This window comes from Mesorhizobium sp. M1342, assembly GCF_040317955.1.
Classification (GTDB): domain Bacteria; phylum Pseudomonadota; class Alphaproteobacteria; order Rhizobiales; family Rhizobiaceae; genus Mesorhizobium.
In genome coordinates, this window is sequence record NZ_JAMYLI010000052.1 from 1 (window position 1) to 20439 (window position 20439).

The following is a 20439-nucleotide window of genomic DNA, read 5'->3' on the forward strand; positions in this document are numbered from 1 at the left end:
TCGTCGAAACCATCGAGGCAGCCGAATGCAAGAACTACTTCGAAAACGCAGGCTACGCTTCCGTCAAAATATGAAACGCTCTAGGCATCTGCGAAGCCCTGAGGGTCCGAGCGCCTGACGAGGAGGATGTAAGCCCCGGCGTTGCAAAGCTTGCTGACGCGACAAGCCTCGACTGGATGCGCCGCTATCGTCTGGAGGCAGCAGCCGTCTGACGCATCCCATGGATGCAGCCTAGGCGGTCTTCGCCACCACCGTTTCGCTGAGCCAGGTGCCGATCTTGGTGCCCAGGCGGTCGGGCGAAACTGGCTTCGGCAGATAGTCGTCCATGCCTGATTCGATGCACTTGTCGCGATCACCCTTCAGCGCGTGCGCGGTGACGCCGATGATCGGGATGTGGGCGCCCGTCGAGACCTCCATCGCCCGGATGGCGCGGGTCGCCTCATAGCCGTTCATTTCGGGCATCGAGACATCCATCAGGATCAGCTTGGGGCGCAGCGCCCGGTACATCTCGACCGCCGTGCGGCCATTGCCGGCGATGCGGTAGCTCAAGCCCAACCCGTTGAGGATTTGGCCGAACACCAGCTGGTTCACGTCATTGTCCTCGGCAATGAGGATGTCGATCGGTCCGTTCGGCGCGGTTGTCGATTCCGGCGCTGCCGCGACCGGCATTGCCGGGCCGCGGATGACGGTGAAGGCGGGCGGCGCCGCCGGGGGAGCCTGCACGATCGGTTCGCGGACGAACCGCGCCTTGCCGACCTGCGAGCGGGCCTTCTGGATCACCGAGATGACCGTGCCGAGCAGCACCGCGGAGCGCGCCGGCTTGGTCAGGTGTGCTGCAATGCCGTAGTCGATGATCATCTTGCCGAAATCGACCTGGTCGACCGAGGTCAGCAACACCACCGGGATGGAGGACAGCCGGCTGTCGGAAGCAATGGCTCTGGCGACGTCGGCGCCGTTCATGCCCGGCATTTGGTAGTCGAGGATGATGCAGTCGACGGCGGCGCCCAATTGAAAGGCGCGGTCGAGGAAAGCAAGCCCAACCGCGCCGCTTTCGGCGGCGGCGCAATCGAAGCTCCAGCTTCTGAGCTGCTCGAGCAGGATTTCGCGGTTGACCGGATTGTCGTCGATGACCAGCACGCGCGCGCCGGTGACGTCGACCGGCACGATCTCGTCGCGCGCCGCCGCCTGATGCGCGGCCAGCGGCACCGCGAACCAGAACACCGAGCCGCGGCCGATCTCGCTCTCGACACCGATCTTGCCTGCCATCAGGTCGACGAGGCGGGCGGCGATGGCGAGGCCCAGCCCCGTGCCCTCATGACGGCGGGTGGACGAGCCGTCCACCTGCGCGAATTTCTCGAATACATTCTGCAGTTTCTCGGCCGGTATGCCGATGCCGGTGTCTTCGACGCGGACCTTGAGCTGGACCACGTCGTTGACGATTTCGCCGCCGACATCGATCAGCACATGACCCTTTTCGGTGAACTTCACGGCATTGCCAAGCAGGTTGGTGATGATCTGCCGGAACCGGCCGGCGTCGCCGACGACATGGGCCGGCAGGCGCGGGTCGACACGCACGATCAGTTCGAGGTTCTTTTCGGCGACGCGCGCCGAGACCAGCGTCGCCACATCCTCGACCGCCTCGGAAAGGCGAAAGGGAGCAGGGTCGAGGGTGAGCTGGCCGGCATTGATCTTGGAGAAATCGAGGATGTCGTTGATGATGGTGAGCAACGCGTTGCCGGATTTGACGATGACGTCCGTGAAGGTCTTTTGGCGCGGGGTCAGATCGGTCTTCGCCAGCAGTTCGGCCATGCCGAGCACGCCGTTCATCGGCGTGCGGATTTCGTGGCTCATATTGGCCAGGAATTCCGATTTGGCGCGGTCGGCGGCCTCGGCCTTGAACAGGGATTCGGCGGATTCGGCAAAGGCGCGGCGGATTGCCACTTCCATCGGGCGGAAGATCCAGAAGGCGACGATGGCAAGTGCCGCGAACAGGATGCCGCTCGCCCACAGCAGCAGTCTGTCGCTTGAGGCATCGGCCAGGTGGCGCTCATCATCCATGGCGGTGCGGACGCGAACCAGCATAGGCTGGGCAAACAGGTCGTTCTGGTTGCGGATTTCGCGATAGCTCCACTCGTCGACCTTCTGCGCCACCGACATCAGGTTAAAATTGCGCACCATGTCGCGCGGCGACCAGAACAGATCGCCGTTGACGGAAGCGGACTGGAGTTCGTTGACGGTCTTGATCGACAGCCGCGGCTTGATCGCCGCAAGCTGGGCGGTCAGCGTCTCGATCTCGCCGGTCAGACGCTCCGAATGGCCGCGCGCCGATGTGGTCAGGGCATCGCGTGTCTCCGCCCGCCAGGCTGTGCCGGTCGTCTCGGCAAAGCTGGTCGCGTTGCGCAGGTCGCGGGTGAAGATGACGAGATTGCTGCTCAGCGCATCGATGTCGCGGCGAAAGGAATTGACGCGGTCAAGCGCAATCACGATGCCGGCGGAAGCCAGCGCGAAGATCAGCAACCCTGAAATATAGCGGATCCGGACCGACCGGATGAAGGACGAATATTCAGGCATGCGCAACCCCAACACATACGCACCATTTTAATGGCCGGGATTACGCTTCATTTACATTAAAATTTCGTTCGTGCGGGTAGGCAGGCCGTGCGAGCCGCCGGATGGACAGCACGCCTAGGCCGCTTCCACGACGAGGGCGCGGATGCGGCCACTCACCGGACCTTCCCCGAACCGTTTCCCAAGGGCATTCGCCACGTATCGCGTCGCCTCCTCCAGCGAGCCACCGCGCGCCTCGATCTCGGCCCGCAGGGGCGTGCCCTGGCAATAGGCCGCGGCCGCCTCATATGGCGAGGAAGCGGCGCTGACGGCATCCAGCGGCTCTATGGTGATGTCACGGAAGCCGGCGGCATGAAGGTCGGCGCGGATGACGTCCGCATCGTGATAGCCATGCGGCGTCCTTGCCATGAAGCGAGGCGGATCGGCCGGAAAGAAATGGCCGAGTGCCCGCGTCACTTCCTCGGCGAACTCGTTGTCTTCGATGGCACCCCAGACGTTGAACAGGAAATGCCCGCCCGGCCGCATCATCCGCCGCGCTTGCCCGTAGGCGCCCACCCGATCGGGGAAGAACATCGCGCCAAATTGGCAGACCACGGCGTCGAACCGGGCGTCCTCGAAGGGCAGTGCCTGGGCGTCGGCCTGCTGCCAGATGATACGAGGATCGTCCGACATCCGCGTGCGCGCGTGGTCGAGCATCGGCTGGTTAAGGTCGGTGGCCACGATGCGTGTTTGCGCCGGCAATCTTGCTGCCAGCGCACGCGTCACCACACCGGTGCCCGCCGCCACTTCGAGCACCGATTGCGGCCCGAGCTTCGACACTCTCTCCGCCAGATCCTGCGCATAGGGCTCGAAGATCAGCGGCACCATCGCCCGGTCGTAGACTTCGGGAATGGAACCGGTGAACAGCTTGTCGGTGGTCGACATGGCATCCCTCCAACTCTATCCGCACCGCGTGCTTGCCGTGCGGTGGCAAAGCGATGTCGATCCTCTGCCTCGGCAGGCTTCCGCTCAAGCTCTATTTCAGAACCGGCCGGCGGGGACGTGCGTGCGTCGATCAGCTCGATGTTCCGGCTGGCACAACCTCAGCTGTTACGCGCCGCCACGAACGTCGCCGCTTCCTTCAGCAATTGGGCATCGTCGCCATAGGGCTCAAGCAGTGCATGGGCCTGTTCGACGAGGCCGTGAAGCTGGCCGCGTGCCCAATTCGCACCATGCAAGGCCACCAGCGTCGCCTTGCCGGCGGCGGCGTCCTTGCCGGTCGCCTTGCCCATCTGGCTGGCATCGGCGGTCAAATCGAGCAGGTCGTCGGCAAGCTGGAAGGCAAGACCGATCGCCGAGCCGAATTCGGCCAGCCGCTCGCGGTCATCGGCTGGTGCACCGGCAATGAGTGCGCCTGCCTCGCAAGCGAAACGGATCAGCGCGCCGGTCTTCATCGCCTGCAGCCGGATGATGCCGGTCTCGTCCGGCGGCGCCTGTTCGGCTTCGAGGTCGAGCTTCTGGCCGCCGACCATGCCACCGGCTCCGGCCGCACGGGCAAGCGCCAGCACCAGGGCTACCCGCCGTTCCGCCGGCAGGGCGGTCGCCTCGCCAGCAATGATGTCGAAGGCCAGCGTCAGCAAGGCGTCGCCGGCCAGGATAGCGGTCGCTTCGTCGAAGGCTCTGTGCACGGTCGGCTGGCCACGGCGCAGATCGTCGTCGTCCATGGCGGGCAGATCGTCGTGTATCAGCGAATAGCAATGCACGCATTCAAGGGCTGCGGCGACGCGCAATGCCGCCTCGCCATCGGCGGAAAAAAGGGCGGCACTTTCCATGACCAGGAAAGGGCGCAGGCGCTTGCCGCCGTTCAGCACGCCGTGCCGCATCGCCGCCATCAAACGCTCAGGCCGCGCGATCTCGCCCGAAAGCGCACGGTCGTCGAGCAGCCGCCGCAGCAGCACCTCGACGGCGGCTGCCCGTCTGATCAGCGCCATTTCGAACGCCATTTGGTCGTCATTCGTCATGGCCCGGACCGGTAGCCGACACTCAGACGTTGCGCAAGAAGCCAAGCGCCATTATGCCGGGGCAGGGAGAAGCACGGGTTGGGCGGCTTGGCGGAACCGATCGTCGATCATGAAACCGAAAGACTGGACATGGCGACGAGATCGCGGGGCGTAAACCGCCGTGGTCTCAAGCGCTGGGTCCGGCGCGGCATCGTCGTGGCCGCGGTGCTGGCTTTGATTCCGGTCGTGCTGACGTTTCTGTACCTGCCATTCTTCGTGCATCCTGTCTCGACGCTGATGCTGAAGGACCTGGCGACGTTCTCCGGTTACGACCGCCGCTGGGTGTCGATCGACGACGTGTCGCCGGTGCTGGCCAATTCCGTCATCATGTCGGAGGACGGGCAGTTCTGCTTTCATCGTGGCGTCGATCTCGGCGAATTGCGGGGCGTCGTCGACGATGCGCTGGCCGGCGAAGCAACGCGCGGCGCCTCGACCATCACCATGCAGACGGTCAAGAACCTGTTTCTCTGGTCGCGGCCGCTGGGCTCGGTGCGCAAGGTGGTCGAATTGCCGCTGGCCGTCTATTTCGATGCGGTGATGTCGAAACGGCGCATTATGGAAATCTACCTCAACATCGCCGAGTGGGGGCCGGGCATCTACGGCATCGAGGCTGCGGCACAGCACCATTTCGGCGTTTCGGCAAAACAGCTGTCGCGACGGCAGGCCGCCTTGCTTGCGGTCTCCTTGCCAAATCCGATTGCCCGCAATCCGGCCAAACCCGGGCCTGGCTTGAGGCGGCTCGCCAATCTGATCGAGCGGCGCGCCGGCCGCTCCGGCGCCTATGTCGGTTGCCTCCGCTAGCCGATCCAAAAAAATTCGCGCCAGTGCTGGCCAAAACGGCACAGGGCGTGTATAGGCACCCGACTTTCTCAGATTCCGGCCCCGACATGGCCCTTTCACGAGGGCGGGCGGGGCTTTTTGACCATGTAGTGGAGCATATCCATGGCCGTTCCGAAACGAAAAACCTCTCCGTCCAAGCGCGGCATGCGCCGCTCGGCCGACGCCCTCAAGGCCCCGACCTATGTCGAGGACAAGAATTCCGGCGAAATGCGCCGTCCGCACCATATCGACCTGAAGACCGGCATGTATCGCGGTCGCCAGGTGTTGACCCCCAAGGAAAGTTGAGACCAGCTTTTTCAAAGGTTTGAATTTCCAAAAGGACCGGCCGGTGGCTGGTCCTTTTGCGTTTGGGCGGGCCGGCAGCGCAGGCGTGCACCGCCGACGTTGCAAATCCTTCGGCCGGCAATCGGCTGACATGGTTGTTGCGTGCGGTCTTCGACCGTGTTCAGCGCCGATGGCGAAACATCTTGACGACGTGGCTATGGCGCATTCTACAAAGGATCGCCCCCACATGGAGACGCCAGATGTTCGGTGCCATTCCGCTGCTGATCGTGCCTTTCGTGCTCTACAACCTCGGACTGCTGGGAATTTTCGGCAGCGGTGACGATCCGTGGGCGAGCGAGGTCTTCTCCTTCAGCATGATGTCGGGCGGCGTGTTCTCGATGACGCTGGGCGACCTGATGATACTGATCGGGCTGGTCTTCCTGTTCCTCGAAATGGCGAAGTCGGTGCGCACGACCAACGCCTCGATCATGGACCATCTTCTGTCGACGCTGGTGTTCGTGGCCTTCCTGGTCGAGTTCCTGCTGGTGAAGGGCGCCGCCCATTCCGTCTTCTTCACGCTGATGGTCATCGCGCTGTTCGATGTGCTGGCCGGATTCGCGGTGTCGATGCGATCGGCCAGCCGAGACATCAATCTGAATTAGTTCCTCAGCGAAGCGATTGGCAGAAACGCGCATCGCTTCGTCATCCCAGGGCCTCCGCGACGGAGCTTCGCTCCTACTTCGCCAAGCGATGACCAAAGTGGAGAGGATTCAGCCCGGATCGGCGGTGAAGCCGGCGGCCTCGATGCCGGCGATGGCCGCGGCTTCGTCATTGTCCGACGTGTCGCCTGAGATGCCGACGGCGCCGATGATGGCTCCGGCCTTGTCGCGGATCAGCACGCCGCCGACCACCGGCAGCACGCGTCCGCCCGAGACGTCCGAGATGCCGGCGACGAGATGCGGACGCTCCTTGGCGAAGGCCTCGACTTTGCGTGAGCCCATGCCGATGGCGAGCGCACCGTAGGCCTTGCCGGCCGACATTTGCGGGCGCAGGAACGAGGCGCCGTCCTGGCGCTGGAAGGCGACCAGATGCCCGCCGGCATCAAGCACCGAAACGCCGAGCGGCTTGAGCTTGAGATCGGCGCCCTTGGCAAAGGCGGCATCGATGATTTGCCTGGCTTTTTCGAGCGGCAGTGCGGTCATGGCAGTCTCCTGTTTGAAAACGCGTCGATCATCGACCGTCGACGGGCGAGATAACATCCCCGTTTCGGTTGAAATTGCTTCGCGTGAAGGGGCGGGATGGAAGCAGCTTTCACCGATACCATCAGGACAGGCATTAGCGCTTATGGCTCAAGGGGTGGCTGCTATTTTTTCTTGGCGCGGGCCGGCTTCTTGGCGGGTGCCGCCGGCGCATTGGCTAGGTCTTCGGCTTCCTTGGCGAGACGCAGCGCCCGCAGCTTGTTGGTCTTGGCCTGGCGGGCGTCGCTCTCGGCGACGTATTCGGCCATCGCCTTCTGGCGGACGGTTGCCGCCTCTTCCTGCTTCTTGAAACGCAGGTCGGCGCGCGCGCGGGCAGCATCCCGAGAGTTTTCAACCAAGACCTTATCCAATCCCGTAAATTGTGATTTTCCGCCTCTTCTAGCAGAGTCGGCCCCAAAACGGGAAAATAAGTTAATTACGCGGCTGTGCTGGCGGCGGGGGCCTTGCTGGCAACCACGGCCTCATAGGCGGCCTGCAAGGTCGCGCGGACAGAAGGACCCGCTGCAGTATCGAGCGGCATGCCGAGATGTTCATGGCGCAACTCGTCCATGAATTTGTCCCACATCGGCTGTCCGCCCTTTTCCAGAAGTTCGGCGCGGATCGACAGTTCTTCGCTGACCGGCAGCCAGACGCGGCCCCAGGCGCCGAGATGGGCCAGGATCGGCACCAGCGTGATCGCCATTTCGGTCAGGCTGTAGATCGCCTTCTGCTTGTGCGAGGGGTCGTCGGCTTTGGTCAGCATGCCCAGCTCCATCAGCCGCTTCAGCCGGTCGGCGAGGATGTTGGAGGCGATGCCTTCCATCGATCCGTTGAGCAGCTCGCGAAAATGACGCCTGCCGCCGAAGATCATGTCGCGAAGGATGATCAGGCTCCAGCGATCGCCGAAGACTTCCAGCGACAGGTTGATCGGACACCCGGACCGGCGATCCATGCTCATGAGATTTTTCTCCAAAACCGGTTGCATTATCGTATCGGTTTTATTATCGTGCAACCGATTGCAGAATGCAATCGGTATTGCAGGAGAGGAGGCCGCACCGTGACGACGACCGAACGCCCCGAAATCATATCCGAAACCTTTGGCGATCCGGCGAACCCGCCGCTGTTGCTGATCATGGGAGCGATGGCTTCGATGCTGTGGTGGCCGGAGGCGTTCTGCCGGAAACTGGCCGGTGCCGACCTGTTCGTGATCCGCTATGACAATCGCGACACCGGCCGTTCGACCAAATACAAGCCGGGAGAGCCGCCCTACACGTTCGATGATATGGCCGACGATGCAATGCGCGTTCTCGACGACCACGGCATCGGCAAGGCGAATGTCGTCGGCATGTCGATGGGCGGCATGATCGCGCAGCTTGTGGCGTTGAAACACCCGTCCCGTGTCGCATCGCTGACCGTCATCAGCAGCTCGCCCGTGGGAACCGACACTTCGCACCTTCCGCAGACGAGCGATGCCTATATCGAGCATTCGGCCGAGGGCGCCAAAGTCGATTGGTCGGACCGTGGCCAGGTGATCGATTTCACCGTCAGGGATGCGCGGGCGATCGCCAGCATCGCACATCCATTCGACGAGGCCCGGATGCGTGCCTTTGTCGAGCAGGATCACGACCGCTCCGGCGGCTTCCTGAGCGCGACCAACCATTTCATGCTTAAGGGCGGCGACGCCTGGAAGGGCCGCCTGCACGAGATCGCGGCGCCGCTGCTGGTCATCCATGGCACGGCTGATCCGATCTTTCCGGTCGAACATGGCGAGGCGCTGGCCGAGGCGGTCACAGGCGCGAAAATTCTCCGGTTCGGAGGCGGCGGCCACGAGCTGCACCCGGACGACTGGGAGGTGATTGTCGCAGGCATCGTCGCCCAGGCCCATGTCGCTTGAAGCGGCAAGCGGGCCTTGACGGGCCATGCTTGCCGCAGTGTCTGACCCTTGATGAGCAGCACGGCACCGGCCATCGATGAACCACGAAACAGATAAGCAAAAAATGTCCCTGACGCTTCATTTCCATCCGTTGGCCTCTTTCTGCTGGAAGCCGTTGATCGCGCTGTATGAGAACGTGACGCCGTTCACGCCAGTCATCGTCGATCTTGGCGATGCTGAATCGCGCGGGGCCTTCCTGAAGATTTCGCCGGCCGGCAAGATGCCGGCGCTGCGCGACGATGCGCGCGACCGCACGGTGCTGGAATCGACCATCGTTGTCGAATATCTGGCCGCGCATTATCCGGGGCCGATCGACCTCGTTCCCGCCGACATCGACTTGGCGCTGGCCGTCCGCCAGGCCGATCGCTTCTATGATTTTTATGTGCAGGAGCCGATGCAGAAGATCGTCGGCGACCGGTTGCGGCCACAGGACAAGACCGACCCGTTCGGCGTCGAGCAGGCCCGCGACCAGTTGCGCAATTCCTACGCCATCATCGAACAAGACATGCAGTCGAAGATCTGGGCGATGGGCGACACCTTCACCATGGCCGATTGCGCGGCGTCCCCGGCGCTGTTCTATGCCAACAAGGTCGAGCCGTTCGGCGACAAATACCCGGCCGTGAAGCGCTATCACGACCGGCTGGTGCACCGGCCGGCTTTCGCCCGGGTGATCGAGGAGGCGCAGCCCTACTTCAAGTTCTTCCCCTACAATAATGGCTGATCGGGATGCTGCACGATCTCGCCCCAGACGCTCGCCGATACGGTCGGTCAACTGACCGAGCCGCTGGCAATGACACTGAGAAGCTCAGGCTTCCCAGAACTGATCGAGCCAGATGTTGAGTTTGAGGAAGCCGGTGCCGCTCACCGTATAGACGCGCCTTGTTCCTTCCGGCTTGGCGTGGACCAGGCCGGCATCGAGCAGCACTTTCAGATGCTGCGAAACGGCTGGGCGCGACACCGGCAAGCCGGCGGCCAGTTCGGTGACGGTTTTCGGGCCGCGGCGAAGTTCTTCCAGAAGATGGCGCCGGTTGGGATCGGCAATCGCCATGAAGGCGTCGGAAAACATCATGCCTGTATTAGTGCGGCAAAGCCTTTCGAATCTCAACCGTCTGCTTCTGCTTTTCTTCTGGGATCAAGCCGCAATGCTTCCGGTGTCACCGAACGGTCGGCCGGCTGCGTCTTGAAGGCGTCACGATCGCCGATCGGCACCGGAGCGCGGCGGCTGATGCGCAGCAGCGTATAGCCCGCCAGGCAAAGATGCGCGAAGGCGGTCGCCAGGAACAGGCCTTCCGGGCGCATCCAGCCCATCAGGGCGGCGGCCAGCAAGGGTCCGATCATCGTGCCGAAGCCGTAGAGCAGCAGCAGGCCGCCCGACACCTTGACGAAATCCTCCGAGCGCGCGTGGTCGTTGGCATGCGCCACGGCGATCGAATAGAGCGTGTAGGCGAAGGCGCCATAGGCTGCGGTGAAGACGATGACGAAGACGCCGGAGCGTGGCTCGAACAGGAAGATCAGGAGCGCGAACAAGGCCGCGCCGAAAGCAGCGCCCGCCAGCACGAAACGCCGGTCGGTCTTGTCGGACATGCGCCCGGCGGGAAGCTGCATGGCGGCACCGGCAACGACCACAAGGCTCATCATCAGGGCGATCTCGGCCGTGGAGATGCCGATACGGGCGCCGTAGACCGCGCCAAGCGTGCCCCAGGCCCCGTTGGCGATGCCGATCAACACGCAGGCGACCGCCGAAACCGGCGAATTGGCATAAAGGCCTTTGACGTCGAGCGAGACATCCTGCAGCGGCTTGGGGTGGGAGGCGCTCGAGACCGCGGTCGGAATGAGCGACAGGCAAAACAGGATGCCGGTGATCATGAACAGCGACGCCGATTTCACGTCGCCGCCGGCGACGATCATCTGCCCGCCCATGATCGAGGCATAAGTGACCATCATGTAGAGGCCGAAGACGGTCCCGCGGTTCTCGTTGGTGGCCTTCTCGTTCAGCCAGCTTTCGATGACCATGAAGGCACCGGCCATGGTGAAGCCTGTGAAGGCGCGCAGCAGGATCCAGACATATTCGTTGATGATCAACCCGGTGAGCAGCGCCACGATGGCGCCGGATGCGGCAAAGGCGCCAAATGCGCGCACGTGGCCTGCGCGGCGCACGATGCGCGGTGCGAAGAAGCAGCCAGTGACGAAGCCGCCGGCCCACGCCGTGCCCATCAGGCCGAGCGATGCGGTCGAGAAACCTTCCAGTTGACCGCGCAGGGGCAAGAGCAGCCCATGCAATCCAGATGCCGCCAGCAGGAAAGCGGTGCCGCGAAGCAGCGAAAGGATCGGTCTGTAGGTTGCGAACATTGTTTGATCCGGCTCAGGTTTGGCGGGGACGCTGGGTCTGAAGACAGTCGCATTCGGGCTTTTCGGCGGCGGGCTTTGCGCCCGCGCGGCTATCCGCGGCGGAACAGTGCTTCGGCCGCGGATTTGGTGGTGTCCTTGGCCTTGAGTTCGGCTTCCAGGCGGGCGATTTCGTCGCGCAGGATGCCGATCCGCTCGGTCAAGTCGCTGACGGAAAGCAGTGACAGGTCCTGCCCGATCTCGTGCGGGCGCGCCTTCTTCTTGGGTTCGTCGTCGAAGATCGCCATCGTCGCTCCTCCTCCGCCAAGACCAGATTGGCCATTTGCCTGATTTGGCAATCAGCATACATAGGGCAGGGGCGTCGATGCAAACAGCCGATCGGATAACGGCGAGGAAAGACGGGAAATCTCATGGCGAGCGGACAGAAAATTCCGGCAAGGATGACGGCCATCGCGATCTCGGAGCCGGGTGGCCCTCGGGTGCTGAAGCCGGAAACACGCGACGTGCCGCAGCCCGGGCCCGGCGAGATCCTGATCAAGGTGCATGCCGCCGGCGTCAACCGGCCCGACGTCCAGCAGCGCAAAGGCGCCTATCCGCCACCACCCGGCGCATCCGACCTGCCGGGCCTCGAGGCGTCGGGTGAAGTGGCGGCCCTTGGCGACGACATATCACGCTGGCGCATTGGCGACCGCGTCTGTGCACTGACGCCCGGCGGCGGCTATGCCGAATATGTCAAGGTCCATGCCGGCAGCGTGCTGCCGTTGCCCGCCGGCTTCACCCATACCGAAGCCGCGGCAGTGCCGGAGAATTACTTCACCGTCTGGCACAATGTGTTCGAGCGTGGCGCCCTCAAGAAAGGCGAGACGCTGCTCGTCCATGGCGGCTCGTCCGGCATCGGCACGACAGCAATCCAGCTTGCCTCGGCCTTTGGCGCCTATGTCATCACCACCGCGGGCAGCAAGGAGAAATGCGACGCCTGCCTGAAGCTCGGCGCAGACCGGGCGATCAACTATCGCGAGGAGGATTTCGTCGCCGCAGTCAAGGAGGCGACGGGGGGCAAGGGCGCCAATGTCATCCTCGACATGGTCGGCGGCGACTATGTGGGGCGCAACTACGAGGCTGCTGCGGTTGAGGGCCGGATCGTCCAGATCGCCGTGCAGGCCGGTGCTGTCGCAAGCGCGGATTTTTCGAAGATCATGGTCAAGCGGCTTACCCACACCGGGTCGACGCTGAGGCCACGCACCGTCGAGTTCAAGGCGGCGATCGCGGCGGCGCTGGAAGCGCAGGTGTGGCCGTTGCTCGGCACGCGCAAGGTTGCTCCTGTCATGGACATGATCTTCCCGCTCAGCGAAGCATGGCGGGCGCATGAGCGGATGGAAGACGGCGAACATATCGGCAAGATCGTGCTCGACGTCGGCTAGGCCGTATCGATACTCGGCCGGCCTGCAGGCCGGCCGAGCGAGGTCCGCGCCCGTGGCTGCCTACAAGATGAACAGAAGCTTAATGCTGCAATGCAGCATTTGCATCATTGCTATGCAAAATCAGCCATTCAAGTCCTCATCGATGACGCCTATTTGAGCACCATCGAAACGAACATCATTTTGGAGGACTACCATGAACCCGATCCGCGCTTTCCGTAACTGGCGTATGTACACCGAGACCGTCCGCGAACTGAACCGTCTCAACGCACGTCAACTCAGCGATCTCGGCATCAACCGCGCCGACATCGAAAAGATCGCCCGCAGGGCCATCTGAATTCGAGCATGGTTCGCTGTAGGGTGGCTCACCGTTTCACGGAAACGCTGAACCGCTCTAGCTCCTGCCGATGCGACTCCGGACGGAAAACCGTTTCACGCTTTTCCCGGAATTGCTCTAAGGAGCGGACCTTGCCGTAGAAGCAAGAGCCGGAGCTGACGGTTTTGCCGTCGCCGGTTCCGAGCCCGCTGGACCCCGTCCGGCGGGTTTTGTCTTTTTGGGGCCATCAACCGCATGCGCTCGACAGCAATCTGAGGTTGACCTTCAACGGCCGCCCTTGCGCAAGGGAGGCCGCCAGCCGCGCCTCTGCGGGGTCGATCGAGAAACCTACTTCGACAAGTGGTTCAACTACAATGGACGGTGGACGCTCACCCAACTCTACGATCATGCCGTGACCGATCCGGTACCGCTCTCAATGGATTTCGTCAGTGCCAACAATCTGGACCCATACGATTCTGATGGCCTGCGCGCCACGAGCGAGACCGGCATCTGGTTCACCTATGTGCCGGACATGGACGGCTACGTAACGGTTTTCTGGCTATCGGACCGCGTAACCTATCGCCTGTTCAGACAATACCATCCGCGCGATGCGGACGGCTGGGCGAATGGTTGGCTCTCGGTGGAAGGGGTTGTCGGCATCTGGACGAACAATTCATTCGCAGGTCGCGACTACGTCGAAATTTCGAGCAGCAACGGCAATGCGCACGACACGCTACAAGCGAGCGGGGTCCTTTTCATTCACAACAGTACATACCCCGTCCAGGCAGGAAAACCGGTCCATGTGCTGATCGGAACGCGGTCGAAAATCTTTAGTGTTTGCGACGGAACGGGCATCAACTTGGGGGCCGGCGTTGTCGCGCGAATTGATCACCCCATTTCCATCTTCACGCGAGCGGGGCTGGAGCCATATTCGCCGTTCTACTGAACCTGGATGACAACTGGGCCGCTACCGTTTCGAGGCATTCGACCTCGGGTAAGGTGGAGCTGTCGGGCCGATACCGACAGGCCGGAAAGCCGACGCGCGATTTTTTGCGCCATCCGTCGAACAAGGGACGGCCGCGCTCCGGGCGATCTGACGGTCTTGGGAGCGCGCAGCGCACGCGGTGCGGTCTTGGCTCCAAAAACGTTGCGAAACGACCCGAGAGCGGTTATACAGACCGCGAATTTCCCATTTTGGTGGCTCTAAACCACCGCCCGCGCGGGAACGCGGGCGAACGAGAAGGATTTGTAAAATGGCCAATACGCTGCTGATGCCCAAGGCGACCGCTGTCTGGCTGGTCGACAATACCGCACTTTCCTTCGAGCAGATCGCGCAGTTCTGCGGGCTGCACCCGCTCGAGGTCAAGGCAATCGCCGACGGTGAATCGGCGCAAGGCATCAAGGGCATGGACCCGATCATGACCGGACAGCTGACCCGCGACGAGATCGCCCGTGCCGAGAAGGACCCGAACCAGCGCCTGAAGCTTTCGGACCCCAAGGTCCGGGTGCCCGAATCCAAGCGCAAGGGGCCGCGCTACACGCCGCTGTCGAAGCGCCAGGACCGGCCGAACGCGATTCTGTGGCTGGTGCGCAACCATCCCGAGCTCAAGGACGCGCAGATCTCGCGCCTCGTCGGCACCACCAAGTCGACGATCGAACAGATCCGTGAGCGCAAGCACTGGAATTCGGCCAATCTGCAGCCGATGGATCCTGTCACGTTGGGCCTCGCCTCGCAGATCGACCTCGACATGGAAGTCAATCGCGCCTCGCGCGGCCGCGAACAGGCGCAGCCGGTCGGCGACACGCTGCTGCCGGCGGCCTTGACCGAGCGGCTGGTGCCGGCTCCCGAGAAGCCCAAGGACGAGGATGCCGAACTCGACGCCAACGCCGTGTTCGCCAAGCTTTCGGCCTTGAAGTCGAAGAACACGGACAATGACGACGACGAGTGAGGTTGTCTGACATTCTAATAAAAGCCCGCTTCGAGCGGGCTTTTTATTGGGTCAACAACTCAGCTGCGCGCCGCGCGATCCGGCGCCATGCCATAATCTTCGCTGCGCTCCACCGCGCGGTAGAAGTCGGCAAGCTGCTTGCCGCGCTCGGGCTTGAAGATGCGGCCAGCGATGACCACGGAGGCGATGCGATCGATGCGGAAGGCGCGAAAATCGTCGCGCATCTCGCACCAGGCGACCAGCGTCCACACCTTGCCCCAAAACCACAGGCCGAGCGGGCGGATATCGCGGGCGGTGCCGCGGCCGGCCTCGTCGGAATAGTCGATGGTCAGCACCTGCCGTTTTTCGACCGCGCGCTCGATCAGGTCAATCGCCTCGCGAGCAGCGTCGCTGACCACCCACATCGGTGTGTGGATCTCAGTGCGGGCGATGCGGTCTTTCTCGGCATCGGGCAATACGGCGCCGATCTTGACCAGCGCCTCGTCGGCGGCCCTCGCCATGGCGGCACCGCCAAAGGCGCGCACCATGCGGGCGCCGGCGACCAGCGCGACGATCTCGTCACGCGTGAACATCAGCGGCGGAAGGTCGAAACCCTCCCTCATCATATAGCCAACGCCGGCCTCGCCGTCGATCGGCACTCCGGTCGACTGCAAATCGGCAATGTCGCGATAGATGGTTCGCTCGGAAACTTCGAGCCACGTGCCGAGCTTCTGGGCAGTGACCAGTCGGCCACCGCGCAGATGCTGCACGATCTGGAAGAGCCTGTCGGCGCGGCGCATCGTATGGTCCCTCGGCGTTGTCTCTATGCATGTCGCCCGAAACCGGTCCACCTCTGGGTGGCATGCATCGTGTTTTCGCGCATGCCGCTATCCCAAAACCGCAGAACACTTTTGGGCGGCATGTATCATGGCTTCAGCCCTTCGCGCTTGCGCTGCGCGGCGACGAACTCCGCGCCGAAGGACAGTTTCTTCGTCGTCGGTGTTTTCGCATCGAGCACGCGCCAGAATGGTGCCACGCCACTCAGCGTCATACCGCGCTGGAGGTCCTCGTTGGCGGCTTCGGCAACAGTGCGCAGATGATAGCCTATGGTGACCGGGCATGTCACTTCGGCGCCATGCTCTATGGCAAGTGCTGTACGCAGCGCACGCATATCCATCTCGACGCCTTCGGGAATCGAGCGGATGAAATCATCGACCTGGCGCGCCGTCGGCACCAGCATAGGCTGGCCTTCGACGACATCGGCCATCGTGCGCGGCGTCGGCCTCACGCCGTTGATGCCTGGTGTGCTCAGTCTGTCGTTCCAACTCTTCATCGATCGTCCTTTAACGCCAATGCGCAGTGTCCGAAGCTGGCACCATTGCACGCCCCTCCTGACAGCATACTGTCAGGAGGCTTCAGCGTACTCCTTGGCGAACAGCGTCCGCATCTGTGCGAGATCGCTGCCTCTTTCGGGGTAGAGCGCCTTCAGAAAGGCGAGTGCGAAGGTGCCTGGTGCCGAGCCCGGTGCGGAAACGATGTTGCCGTCGGCTACGGCATGCGGCACATCCTCGTAGTTCTCGGCACCGGCATAACCGGCTTCATGACCCTTGATCCACTCGCGGCCATTGCTGGTATGCCTGGCCTTCTCGAAAAGGCCGGCTCGGGCCAGCGCCAGCGTGCCGGCGCAGATGCCGCCGACCACGCCGCCGCGCGATGCAATGGCGGCAAGCAGGTCGCCTACATCAGGCGGTGCCTTGCCCGTCCACCGGTCGGAACCAATGACGGCAATGGCATAGAGATCGGCATTCTCGCCGGCGCCTGTTGCGCGATCGGGGATCAGCCGAAAGCCGCTAATGCCCGTCACCTGCTTGCCATCAGGCGTCAGCGACACGGCACGGGCGCCGAACCATTCGACCGCCGAGGCCGCCAGCAGCCCATACTCCCAGTCAGCGAAGCCTTCGATGAAAAGGAAACCGATTGTCTTTTGTTCGGGCATAAGCGCGCTCCGCGTGTCGACCTGTTACCCTGCTTGTTATCTGGGCGTTGACGCGCCCACATCCAATCGCCGGGTCGAAAAATTGGCTTCAATTGCCGCGAGGGCCACGGTCCGCGTACATGTCGGGCCAGCCGATATCCTTGCGAATGTCCGCCGGCAGCGAGTTCATGAACCGCTGGGTGCGGATCTCGTTGCGCATCGTCCGGATCTTGCCGACATAGTGCTGCATGCCGCGCAGAATGGTGTAACCGTTCATGGCTAAGTCTCCTCTCTCTGTGTAGAGGCACTATCGCATACCCCTCCTGACAGCAGTCTGTCAGGAGGATGTCAGGGCGCGAGACAATAGTTGCGGCCGGTGTGCGCGCCGCAGGCAAGGCATCGCTTCTCGCCGCATCGAGCGGTGCCTCAAGGCAGGTTTGCGACGTCCGATTGTCATGGCGACGACGTTGTTTTCGGCGCCGCTGTTCAGCGTCCGGCGACGGACTGTCGGAATACGAGGCCTTCAGCGAGGTGACCGCAGGTCTGATATGAAGGGAGAAAATTCTTCCCCAACAGCAGGGAGACGACGATGAGCTTGCAACTGACAGGTATCCACCATCTGACCGCCATCACCGCCAATGCGCCTGGCAATCTTCATTTCTACACCAAGGTGCTGGGTCTGCGGCTGGTCAAGAAGACCGTAAACCAGGACGACACCTCGGCCTACCACCTTTTCTATGCCGACGGCGAAGCGACGCCGGGCACCGACCTTACCTTCTTCGACTGGCCGGTCGGCCGCGAGCGGCGCGGCACGCACAGCATCGTGCGGACCAGCCTCAGGGTCGGCAGCCGGGAGAGCCTTGCCTGGTGGAAGCAACACTTGACCGATGAAGGCCTGGCAACTGGAGAGGTCGCCGACATCGGCGGTTATGCGTCGTTGGACTTCGAAGATCCCGAGGGCCAGCGTCTGCGCCTGGTCAGCGATGGCGGCAAGGGCGGCAGCCATCCCTGGGCGCAAAGCCCGGTACCGGTCGAGCACCAGATACGCGGGCTCGGGCCGATCGTCATCAGCGTTCCCGACATCACCAACACCGAAGCGGTGGTGACCAAAGTGATGAACATGCGCAAGGCGCGCGACTATGTCTCGCCGGAGGGGCAGGTTCACGTCTTCGAAATGGGAGAGGGCGGGCCGGCGGCGGAGTTGCATGTCCTGGTGCAGCCGGGACTGGCGCCGGCGCGGCAAGGCGCGGGTGCGGTTCACCATGTCGCCTTCAGGGCGCCGGACCAGGAGACGCTGCATCAATGGACGGCGCGGCTGGCCGAGTTCCGGCTGCCGTCGAGCGGCGAGGTCGAGCGCTATTATTTCCGTTCGCTCTACTTCCGCGAGCCGAATGGCATCCTGTTCGAGATCGCAACCGACGGGCCGGGGTTCACCGCCGACGAGCCGCTGGAAACACTGGGGGAAAGCCTCGCCTTGCCGCCATTCCTCGAACCGAAGCGGGCTTCGATCGAGGCTGGCCTCAAGCCGCTGAAGTAGATCGTTTTCCCAGTCGCAGACGGGCGCCGCGTTCCGACCTAGGATCGCGGCGTCGTTCTTTCTCAGGCAATGAACGACGTGCTTTGACAGCCGGGCGCGTTGCTGGTCAAAGGCGGCATGACGAAATTCCTCGCCCTTGTCATCGTCGGTTTCATGGTCATTCAACTGATCAAGCCGCTCGGCTGGCCAGGCCTCAAGCGACGCGGCGATTTCTGGAAGCTGGCACTGCTCGCCATGGCCGCGATTTCACTGGCGGCCGTGCTCGGGCATTTGACGTAGGACGGCACTTGTCGTCGGTGCCCAATTGCCAAGCACCGGGCCAACCAGATGCTCGGCCCAAGCCCGGTAGCCTGCTTCCGAGGCGTGAAAGCCGTCCGAGGCAAAGCCGGCTTCCGGATTGGTGATCGGCAGGCGCGGCGCCGGCACCGCGCCGCGCTCCAGGCAAAGGCGTTCGCCCATCCGGTTCATGTCGGTGGCGCGAATCTCAAGAATTTTTCCGAGCAGCGGCGGCATGGCCGGCGCCCGGGTAAACTCCAGCACCGGCGACCATACCACGCGTGCTTCCGGCCATTTGGCGCGCAGGCCGTAGAGCAGGCCACCGAACTCCTTCTTGAAGCGCGGCACAGAGTGAAAATTCTTGGCGTCGTTGGTGCCGATGGCCAGCACGATATGCGTCCACGGATCGGCCGACAGATTGGGCAGGACATGGTCGCGGATCTGGCCCGACGTTGCCGAATTGAAGCCGGCCGCCCGCCAGCGCACGGCGCGGCCTGTGCTTTGTGAAATCAGCACGGCGAGCTGCGCGGCAAGCCCGTCTTCCGAATTGCCGATGCCGACCGAAGCGGCGGAGGAATCGCCCAGCACCAGAAGCGAGATCGCCGGCGCCTTGCCTGGTATTTCGTGCATGACCGGCCCTTGCGCCGGCAGCATGCGCGTGGTGCGGCGTCGCACGCCGAGGCCTTGCCAGATATAGACCGGGAAGGCGAGCCAGGTGAGTAGGGCCGTGAACCGCATAGCAGTACCGTTAAACGATCAGCGGCAGCCTTAGCGCATGTTTTGGTCGACGGGAACGCTCTTCAATCGCAGCAACTCGCCTGCCCCGCTTGCTTGCCCAGATATTCATCGTGCAGCCGCACCCAATCCATCAGTCCGTGATAGGGGCCGTTCTCGTTGCGGCCCTTCGGCGTCATGTCGAGATAGTCGTAGGCGCCGATCTGCGCCTCGCCGCCGCGGGCGCGCGACATGAAGGTGAGCAAGATGTCGCCGGTCTCGTCCCGGTAGAAAACGCTGGTGCCGGGAAGCTCCTTCGATGTCCGTGGACGGGTTTCGAAATTGTAGGTGGTGTCGCCGGCGGCGATCTGCTTGTCGGTGAAGGAGACCTGCATGTCGAAGTTGAAATCCGAGGCATAGGACGACACCCAATCGAACTTCCAGCCCATGCGCTGCTTGTAAGGCAGAAGTTCCGCCAGTGGAGCGCGCGAAACCACGACCAGCGACACGTCGTGATGCCGCAGATGCTGATTGGCGCCGTCGATATGGTCGGCAAGGAATGAGCAGCCCTCGCAATGATTGACGCAGCCCGGCCCGAACATGAAGTGATAGACGATCAGCTGGCTGTTGCCGGCAAACAGGTCGGCCAGTCTCTTCGGCCCTTGCCCGGTCTCGAAGACATAGTCCTTCCGGATCTTCAGCCAGGGCAATTCACGCCGCTCAGCCGCGATCCGCTCGCGGAGCCGCGTCAGTTCCTTCTCGCGCGCCAGATGCGCCTTGTGCGCCTGGAACCAGTCTTCGCGCGAAACGACCTTGTTGCGATGCATGAACCTCTCCCTGAAGTGTCATTCCAAGGACGTTCGGGATGAGCACAACCCGACATCGCCAGAGAGGAAATAAGGACGGAGAGGCTCCGCCCCAAGCCCGGCAAGTCACAAACAAAAAACCCGGGCGCATCGGCCTAATGCAGTTCACTTAAGTTGGGCTGGATGAGGATCTGGTAAGACCTATCGAACAGGATGGAGATTCGTTTCCATCCTGTTCGTG

Annotated in this window: 27 protein-coding genes; 12 read left to right on the forward strand and 15 right to left on the reverse strand. The window is 62.9% G+C overall.

The features are described from left to right. The first annotated feature begins 98 nt into the window (after positions 1-98). Positions 99-212: a hypothetical protein gene (locus NKH06_RS31285; protein WP_352895060.1), complete on the forward strand. Its 114-nt coding sequence runs from the start codon at positions 99-101 to the stop codon at positions 210-212. A gap of 19 nt (positions 213-231) precedes the next feature. Here NKH06_RS31285 and NKH06_RS31290 read toward each other — a convergent pair whose 3' ends face one another. The 3 genes from NKH06_RS31290 to NKH06_RS31300 form a co-directional block, all read right to left on the reverse strand. After that, complete coding sequence (locus tag NKH06_RS31290; RefSeq protein ID WP_352442019.1) at positions 232-2571, reverse strand: response regulator; 2340 nt, start codon at positions 2569-2571, stop codon at positions 232-234. A gap of 114 nt (positions 2572-2685) precedes the next feature. Next, positions 2686-3492 (reverse strand): class I SAM-dependent methyltransferase, encoded by an 807-nt coding sequence (locus tag NKH06_RS31295; protein ID WP_023810943.1) that lies wholly within the window; start codon positions 3490-3492, stop codon positions 2686-2688. Positions 3493-3650: 158 nt separating this feature from the next. Beyond that, complete coding sequence (locus tag NKH06_RS31300; protein WP_352442020.1) at positions 3651-4568, reverse strand: polyprenyl synthetase family protein; 918 nt, start codon at positions 4566-4568, stop codon at positions 3651-3653. A 78-nt stretch (positions 4569-4646) separates the two neighbouring features. Here NKH06_RS31300 and NKH06_RS31305 point away from each other — a divergent pair, with 78 nt between their 5' ends. The 3 genes from NKH06_RS31305 (at position 4647) to NKH06_RS31315 (ending at position 6373) form a co-directional block, all read left to right on the forward strand. Then, entirely contained in the window at positions 4647-5408 is a 762-nt protein-coding gene (locus NKH06_RS31305; protein ID WP_031213164.1) for a transglycosylase domain-containing protein, read from the forward strand. Positions 5409-5549: 141 nt separating this feature from the next. Further along, entirely contained in the window at positions 5550-5732 is a 183-nt protein-coding gene (gene rpmF, locus NKH06_RS31310) for a 50S ribosomal protein L32 (protein ID WP_008834724.1), read from the forward strand. A gap of 239 nt (positions 5733-5971) precedes the next feature. After that, complete coding sequence (locus tag NKH06_RS31315; RefSeq protein WP_023810946.1) at positions 5972-6373, forward strand: hypothetical protein; 402 nt, start codon at positions 5972-5974, stop codon at positions 6371-6373. 108 nt (positions 6374-6481) lie between these two features. Here NKH06_RS31315 and NKH06_RS31320 read toward each other — a convergent pair whose 3' ends face one another. The 3 genes from NKH06_RS31320 to NKH06_RS31330 form a co-directional block, all read right to left on the reverse strand. After that, a complete protein-coding gene (locus tag NKH06_RS31320) occupies positions 6482-6913 on the reverse strand; it encodes a GlcG/HbpS family heme-binding protein (RefSeq protein ID WP_023810947.1) in 432 nt (143 codons plus the stop codon). Positions 6914-7074: 161 nt separating this feature from the next. Next, positions 7075-7308, reverse strand: coding sequence for a hypothetical protein (locus NKH06_RS31325; RefSeq protein WP_023810948.1), 234 nt, complete (start codon positions 7306-7308; stop codon positions 7075-7077). Between the two features lie 77 nt (positions 7309-7385). Continuing rightward, positions 7386-7907 (reverse strand): winged helix-turn-helix transcriptional regulator, encoded by a 522-nt coding sequence (locus tag NKH06_RS31330; RefSeq protein WP_023810949.1) that lies wholly within the window; start codon positions 7905-7907, stop codon positions 7386-7388. Between the two features lie 99 nt (positions 7908-8006). Here NKH06_RS31330 and NKH06_RS31335 point away from each other — a divergent pair, with 99 nt between their 5' ends. Then, complete coding sequence (locus tag NKH06_RS31335) at positions 8007-8843, forward strand: alpha/beta fold hydrolase (RefSeq protein WP_023810950.1); 837 nt, start codon at positions 8007-8009, stop codon at positions 8841-8843. Positions 8844-8946: 103 nt separating this feature from the next. Beyond that, on the forward strand, positions 8947-9603 hold the full coding sequence (locus NKH06_RS31340) for a glutathione S-transferase family protein (RefSeq protein ID WP_023810951.1): 657 nt from the start codon (positions 8947-8949) through the stop codon (positions 9601-9603). A gap of 84 nt (positions 9604-9687) precedes the next feature. Here the strand turns inward: NKH06_RS31340 and NKH06_RS31345 are convergent, their stop codons facing one another. The 3 genes from NKH06_RS31345 to NKH06_RS31355 form a co-directional block, all read right to left on the reverse strand. After that, positions 9688-9951: an ArsR/SmtB family transcription factor gene (locus NKH06_RS31345; protein WP_013529232.1), complete on the reverse strand. Its 264-nt coding sequence runs from the start codon at positions 9949-9951 to the stop codon at positions 9688-9690. Positions 9952-9983: 32 nt separating this feature from the next. Then, positions 9984-11231 (reverse strand): MFS transporter, encoded by a 1248-nt coding sequence (locus NKH06_RS31350; RefSeq protein WP_023810952.1) that lies wholly within the window; start codon positions 11229-11231, stop codon positions 9984-9986. A gap of 89 nt (positions 11232-11320) precedes the next feature. Further along, positions 11321-11515 carry a DUF1192 domain-containing protein gene (locus NKH06_RS31355; protein ID WP_023810953.1) on the reverse strand — a complete coding sequence of 65 codons (195 nt, stop codon included), beginning with the start codon at positions 11513-11515 and terminating at the stop codon, positions 11321-11323. A gap of 123 nt (positions 11516-11638) precedes the next feature. Here NKH06_RS31355 and NKH06_RS31360 point away from each other — a divergent pair, with 123 nt between their 5' ends. From NKH06_RS31360 to NKH06_RS31375, 4 genes are all read left to right on the forward strand, one after another. Beyond that, on the forward strand, positions 11639-12649 hold the full coding sequence (locus NKH06_RS31360) for an NAD(P)H-quinone oxidoreductase (RefSeq protein ID WP_032909131.1): 1011 nt from the start codon (positions 11639-11641) through the stop codon (positions 12647-12649). Positions 12650-12842: 193 nt separating this feature from the next. Beyond that, positions 12843-12983, forward strand: a complete 141-nt coding sequence (locus NKH06_RS31365) for a DUF1127 domain-containing protein (protein ID WP_013529236.1) — start codon at positions 12843-12845, stop codon at positions 12981-12983. A 277-nt stretch (positions 12984-13260) separates the two neighbouring features. Continuing rightward, positions 13261-13908 (forward strand): hypothetical protein, encoded by a 648-nt coding sequence (locus NKH06_RS31370; protein ID WP_023810956.1) that lies wholly within the window; start codon positions 13261-13263, stop codon positions 13906-13908. 307 nt (positions 13909-14215) lie between these two features. Continuing rightward, positions 14216-14911, forward strand: coding sequence for a DUF1013 domain-containing protein (locus tag NKH06_RS31375; protein ID WP_023810957.1), 696 nt, complete (start codon positions 14216-14218; stop codon positions 14909-14911). Between the two features lie 59 nt (positions 14912-14970). On the opposite strand, the gene NKH06_RS31380 is transcribed toward NKH06_RS31375, so the two are convergent. From NKH06_RS31380 to NKH06_RS31395, 4 genes are all read right to left on the reverse strand, one after another. Further along, complete coding sequence (locus tag NKH06_RS31380) at positions 14971-15690, reverse strand: helix-turn-helix transcriptional regulator (RefSeq protein WP_013529238.1); 720 nt, start codon at positions 15688-15690, stop codon at positions 14971-14973. 125 nt (positions 15691-15815) lie between these two features. Continuing rightward, positions 15816-16223: a hypothetical protein gene (locus tag NKH06_RS31385; protein WP_023810958.1), complete on the reverse strand. Its 408-nt coding sequence runs from the start codon at positions 16221-16223 to the stop codon at positions 15816-15818. 72 nt (positions 16224-16295) lie between these two features. Continuing rightward, the gene (locus NKH06_RS31390) at positions 16296-16886 is read right to left on the reverse strand and encodes a DJ-1/PfpI family protein (protein WP_023810959.1); all 591 of its coding nucleotides are present in this window, start codon (positions 16884-16886) and stop codon (positions 16296-16298) included. A gap of 88 nt (positions 16887-16974) precedes the next feature. Then, entirely contained in the window at positions 16975-17142 is a 168-nt protein-coding gene (locus NKH06_RS31395) for a hypothetical protein (RefSeq protein ID WP_013529241.1), read from the reverse strand. Positions 17143-17454: 312 nt separating this feature from the next. Between NKH06_RS31395 and NKH06_RS31400 the strand changes: the two genes are divergently transcribed. Both NKH06_RS31400 and NKH06_RS31405 read left to right on the forward strand, forming a co-directional pair. Next, complete coding sequence (locus NKH06_RS31400) at positions 17455-18402, forward strand: ring-cleaving dioxygenase (protein WP_127296846.1); 948 nt, start codon at positions 17455-17457, stop codon at positions 18400-18402. Positions 18403-18519: 117 nt separating this feature from the next. After that, positions 18520-18681 (forward strand): hypothetical protein, encoded by a 162-nt coding sequence (locus NKH06_RS31405; protein ID WP_023810961.1) that lies wholly within the window; start codon positions 18520-18522, stop codon positions 18679-18681. On the opposite strand, the gene NKH06_RS31410 is transcribed toward NKH06_RS31405, so the two are convergent. Together NKH06_RS31410 and NKH06_RS31415 are read right to left on the reverse strand one after the other, a co-directional pair. Next, complete coding sequence (locus NKH06_RS31410; RefSeq protein ID WP_352895056.1) at positions 18649-19416, reverse strand: SGNH/GDSL hydrolase family protein; 768 nt, start codon at positions 19414-19416, stop codon at positions 18649-18651. The two genes, NKH06_RS31405 and NKH06_RS31410, sit on opposite strands and share 33 nt — an antisense overlap. Positions 19417-19478: 62 nt before the next feature. Beyond that, positions 19479-20219, reverse strand: a complete 741-nt coding sequence (locus tag NKH06_RS31415; RefSeq protein WP_352895058.1) for a DUF899 domain-containing protein — start codon at positions 20217-20219, stop codon at positions 19479-19481. Between the last annotated feature and the right edge of the window lie 220 nt (positions 20220-20439).

Excerpts from the sequence above, each read along its gene's own strand:
- NKH06_RS31300 (WP_352442020.1), bottom strand. The coding sequence starts at position 4,568 with ATGACGAATGACGACCAAATGGCGTTCGAAATGGCGCTGATCAGACGG.
- NKH06_RS31360 (WP_032909131.1), top strand. The coding sequence starts at position 11,639 with ATGGCGAGCGGACAGAAAATTCCGGCAAGGATGACGGCCATCGCGATC.
- NKH06_RS31350 (WP_023810952.1), bottom strand. The coding sequence starts at position 11,231 with ATGTTCGCAACCTACAGACCGATCCTTTCGCTGCTTCGCGGCACCGCT.
- NKH06_RS31290 (WP_352442019.1), bottom strand. The coding sequence starts at position 2,571 with ATGCCTGAATATTCGTCCTTCATCCGGTCGGTCCGGATCCGCTATATT.
- NKH06_RS31390 (WP_023810959.1), bottom strand. The coding sequence starts at position 16,886 with ATGCCCGAACAAAAGACAATCGGTTTCCTTTTCATCGAAGGCTTCGCT.
- NKH06_RS31410 (WP_352895056.1), bottom strand. The coding sequence starts at position 19,416 with ATGCGGTTCACGGCCCTACTCACCTGGCTCGCCTTCCCGGTCTATATC.
- NKH06_RS31355 (WP_023810953.1), bottom strand. The coding sequence starts at position 11,515 with ATGGCGATCTTCGACGACGAACCCAAGAAGAAGGCGCGCCCGCACGAG.
- NKH06_RS31380 (WP_013529238.1), bottom strand. The coding sequence starts at position 15,690 with ATGCGCCGCGCCGACAGGCTCTTCCAGATCGTGCAGCATCTGCGCGGT.
- NKH06_RS31365 (WP_013529236.1), top strand. The coding sequence starts at position 12,843 with ATGAACCCGATCCGCGCTTTCCGTAACTGGCGTATGTACACCGAGACC.
- NKH06_RS31295 (WP_023810943.1), bottom strand. The coding sequence starts at position 3,492 with ATGTCGACCACCGACAAGCTGTTCACCGGTTCCATTCCCGAAGTCTAC.
- NKH06_RS31375 (WP_023810957.1), top strand. The coding sequence starts at position 14,216 with ATGGCCAATACGCTGCTGATGCCCAAGGCGACCGCTGTCTGGCTGGTC.
- NKH06_RS31415 (WP_352895058.1), bottom strand. The coding sequence starts at position 20,219 with ATGCATCGCAACAAGGTCGTTTCGCGCGAAGACTGGTTCCAGGCGCAC.
- NKH06_RS31320 (WP_023810947.1), bottom strand. The coding sequence starts at position 6,913 with ATGACCGCACTGCCGCTCGAAAAAGCCAGGCAAATCATCGATGCCGCC.
- NKH06_RS31315 (WP_023810946.1), top strand. The coding sequence starts at position 5,972 with ATGTTCGGTGCCATTCCGCTGCTGATCGTGCCTTTCGTGCTCTACAAC.
- NKH06_RS31400 (WP_127296846.1), top strand. The coding sequence starts at position 17,455 with ATGAGCTTGCAACTGACAGGTATCCACCATCTGACCGCCATCACCGCC.
- NKH06_RS31395 (WP_013529241.1), bottom strand. The coding sequence starts at position 17,142 with ATGAACGGTTACACCATTCTGCGCGGCATGCAGCACTATGTCGGCAAG.
- NKH06_RS31385 (WP_023810958.1), bottom strand. The coding sequence starts at position 16,223 with ATGAAGAGTTGGAACGACAGACTGAGCACACCAGGCATCAACGGCGTG.
- rpmF (WP_008834724.1), top strand. The coding sequence starts at position 5,550 with ATGGCCGTTCCGAAACGAAAAACCTCTCCGTCCAAGCGCGGCATGCGC.
- NKH06_RS31340 (WP_023810951.1), top strand. The coding sequence starts at position 8,947 with ATGTCCCTGACGCTTCATTTCCATCCGTTGGCCTCTTTCTGCTGGAAG.
- NKH06_RS31405 (WP_023810961.1), top strand. The coding sequence starts at position 18,520 with ATGACGAAATTCCTCGCCCTTGTCATCGTCGGTTTCATGGTCATTCAA.
- NKH06_RS31330 (WP_023810949.1), bottom strand. The coding sequence starts at position 7,907 with ATGAGCATGGATCGCCGGTCCGGGTGTCCGATCAACCTGTCGCTGGAA.
- NKH06_RS31345 (WP_013529232.1), bottom strand. The coding sequence starts at position 9,951 with ATGATGTTTTCCGACGCCTTCATGGCGATTGCCGATCCCAACCGGCGC.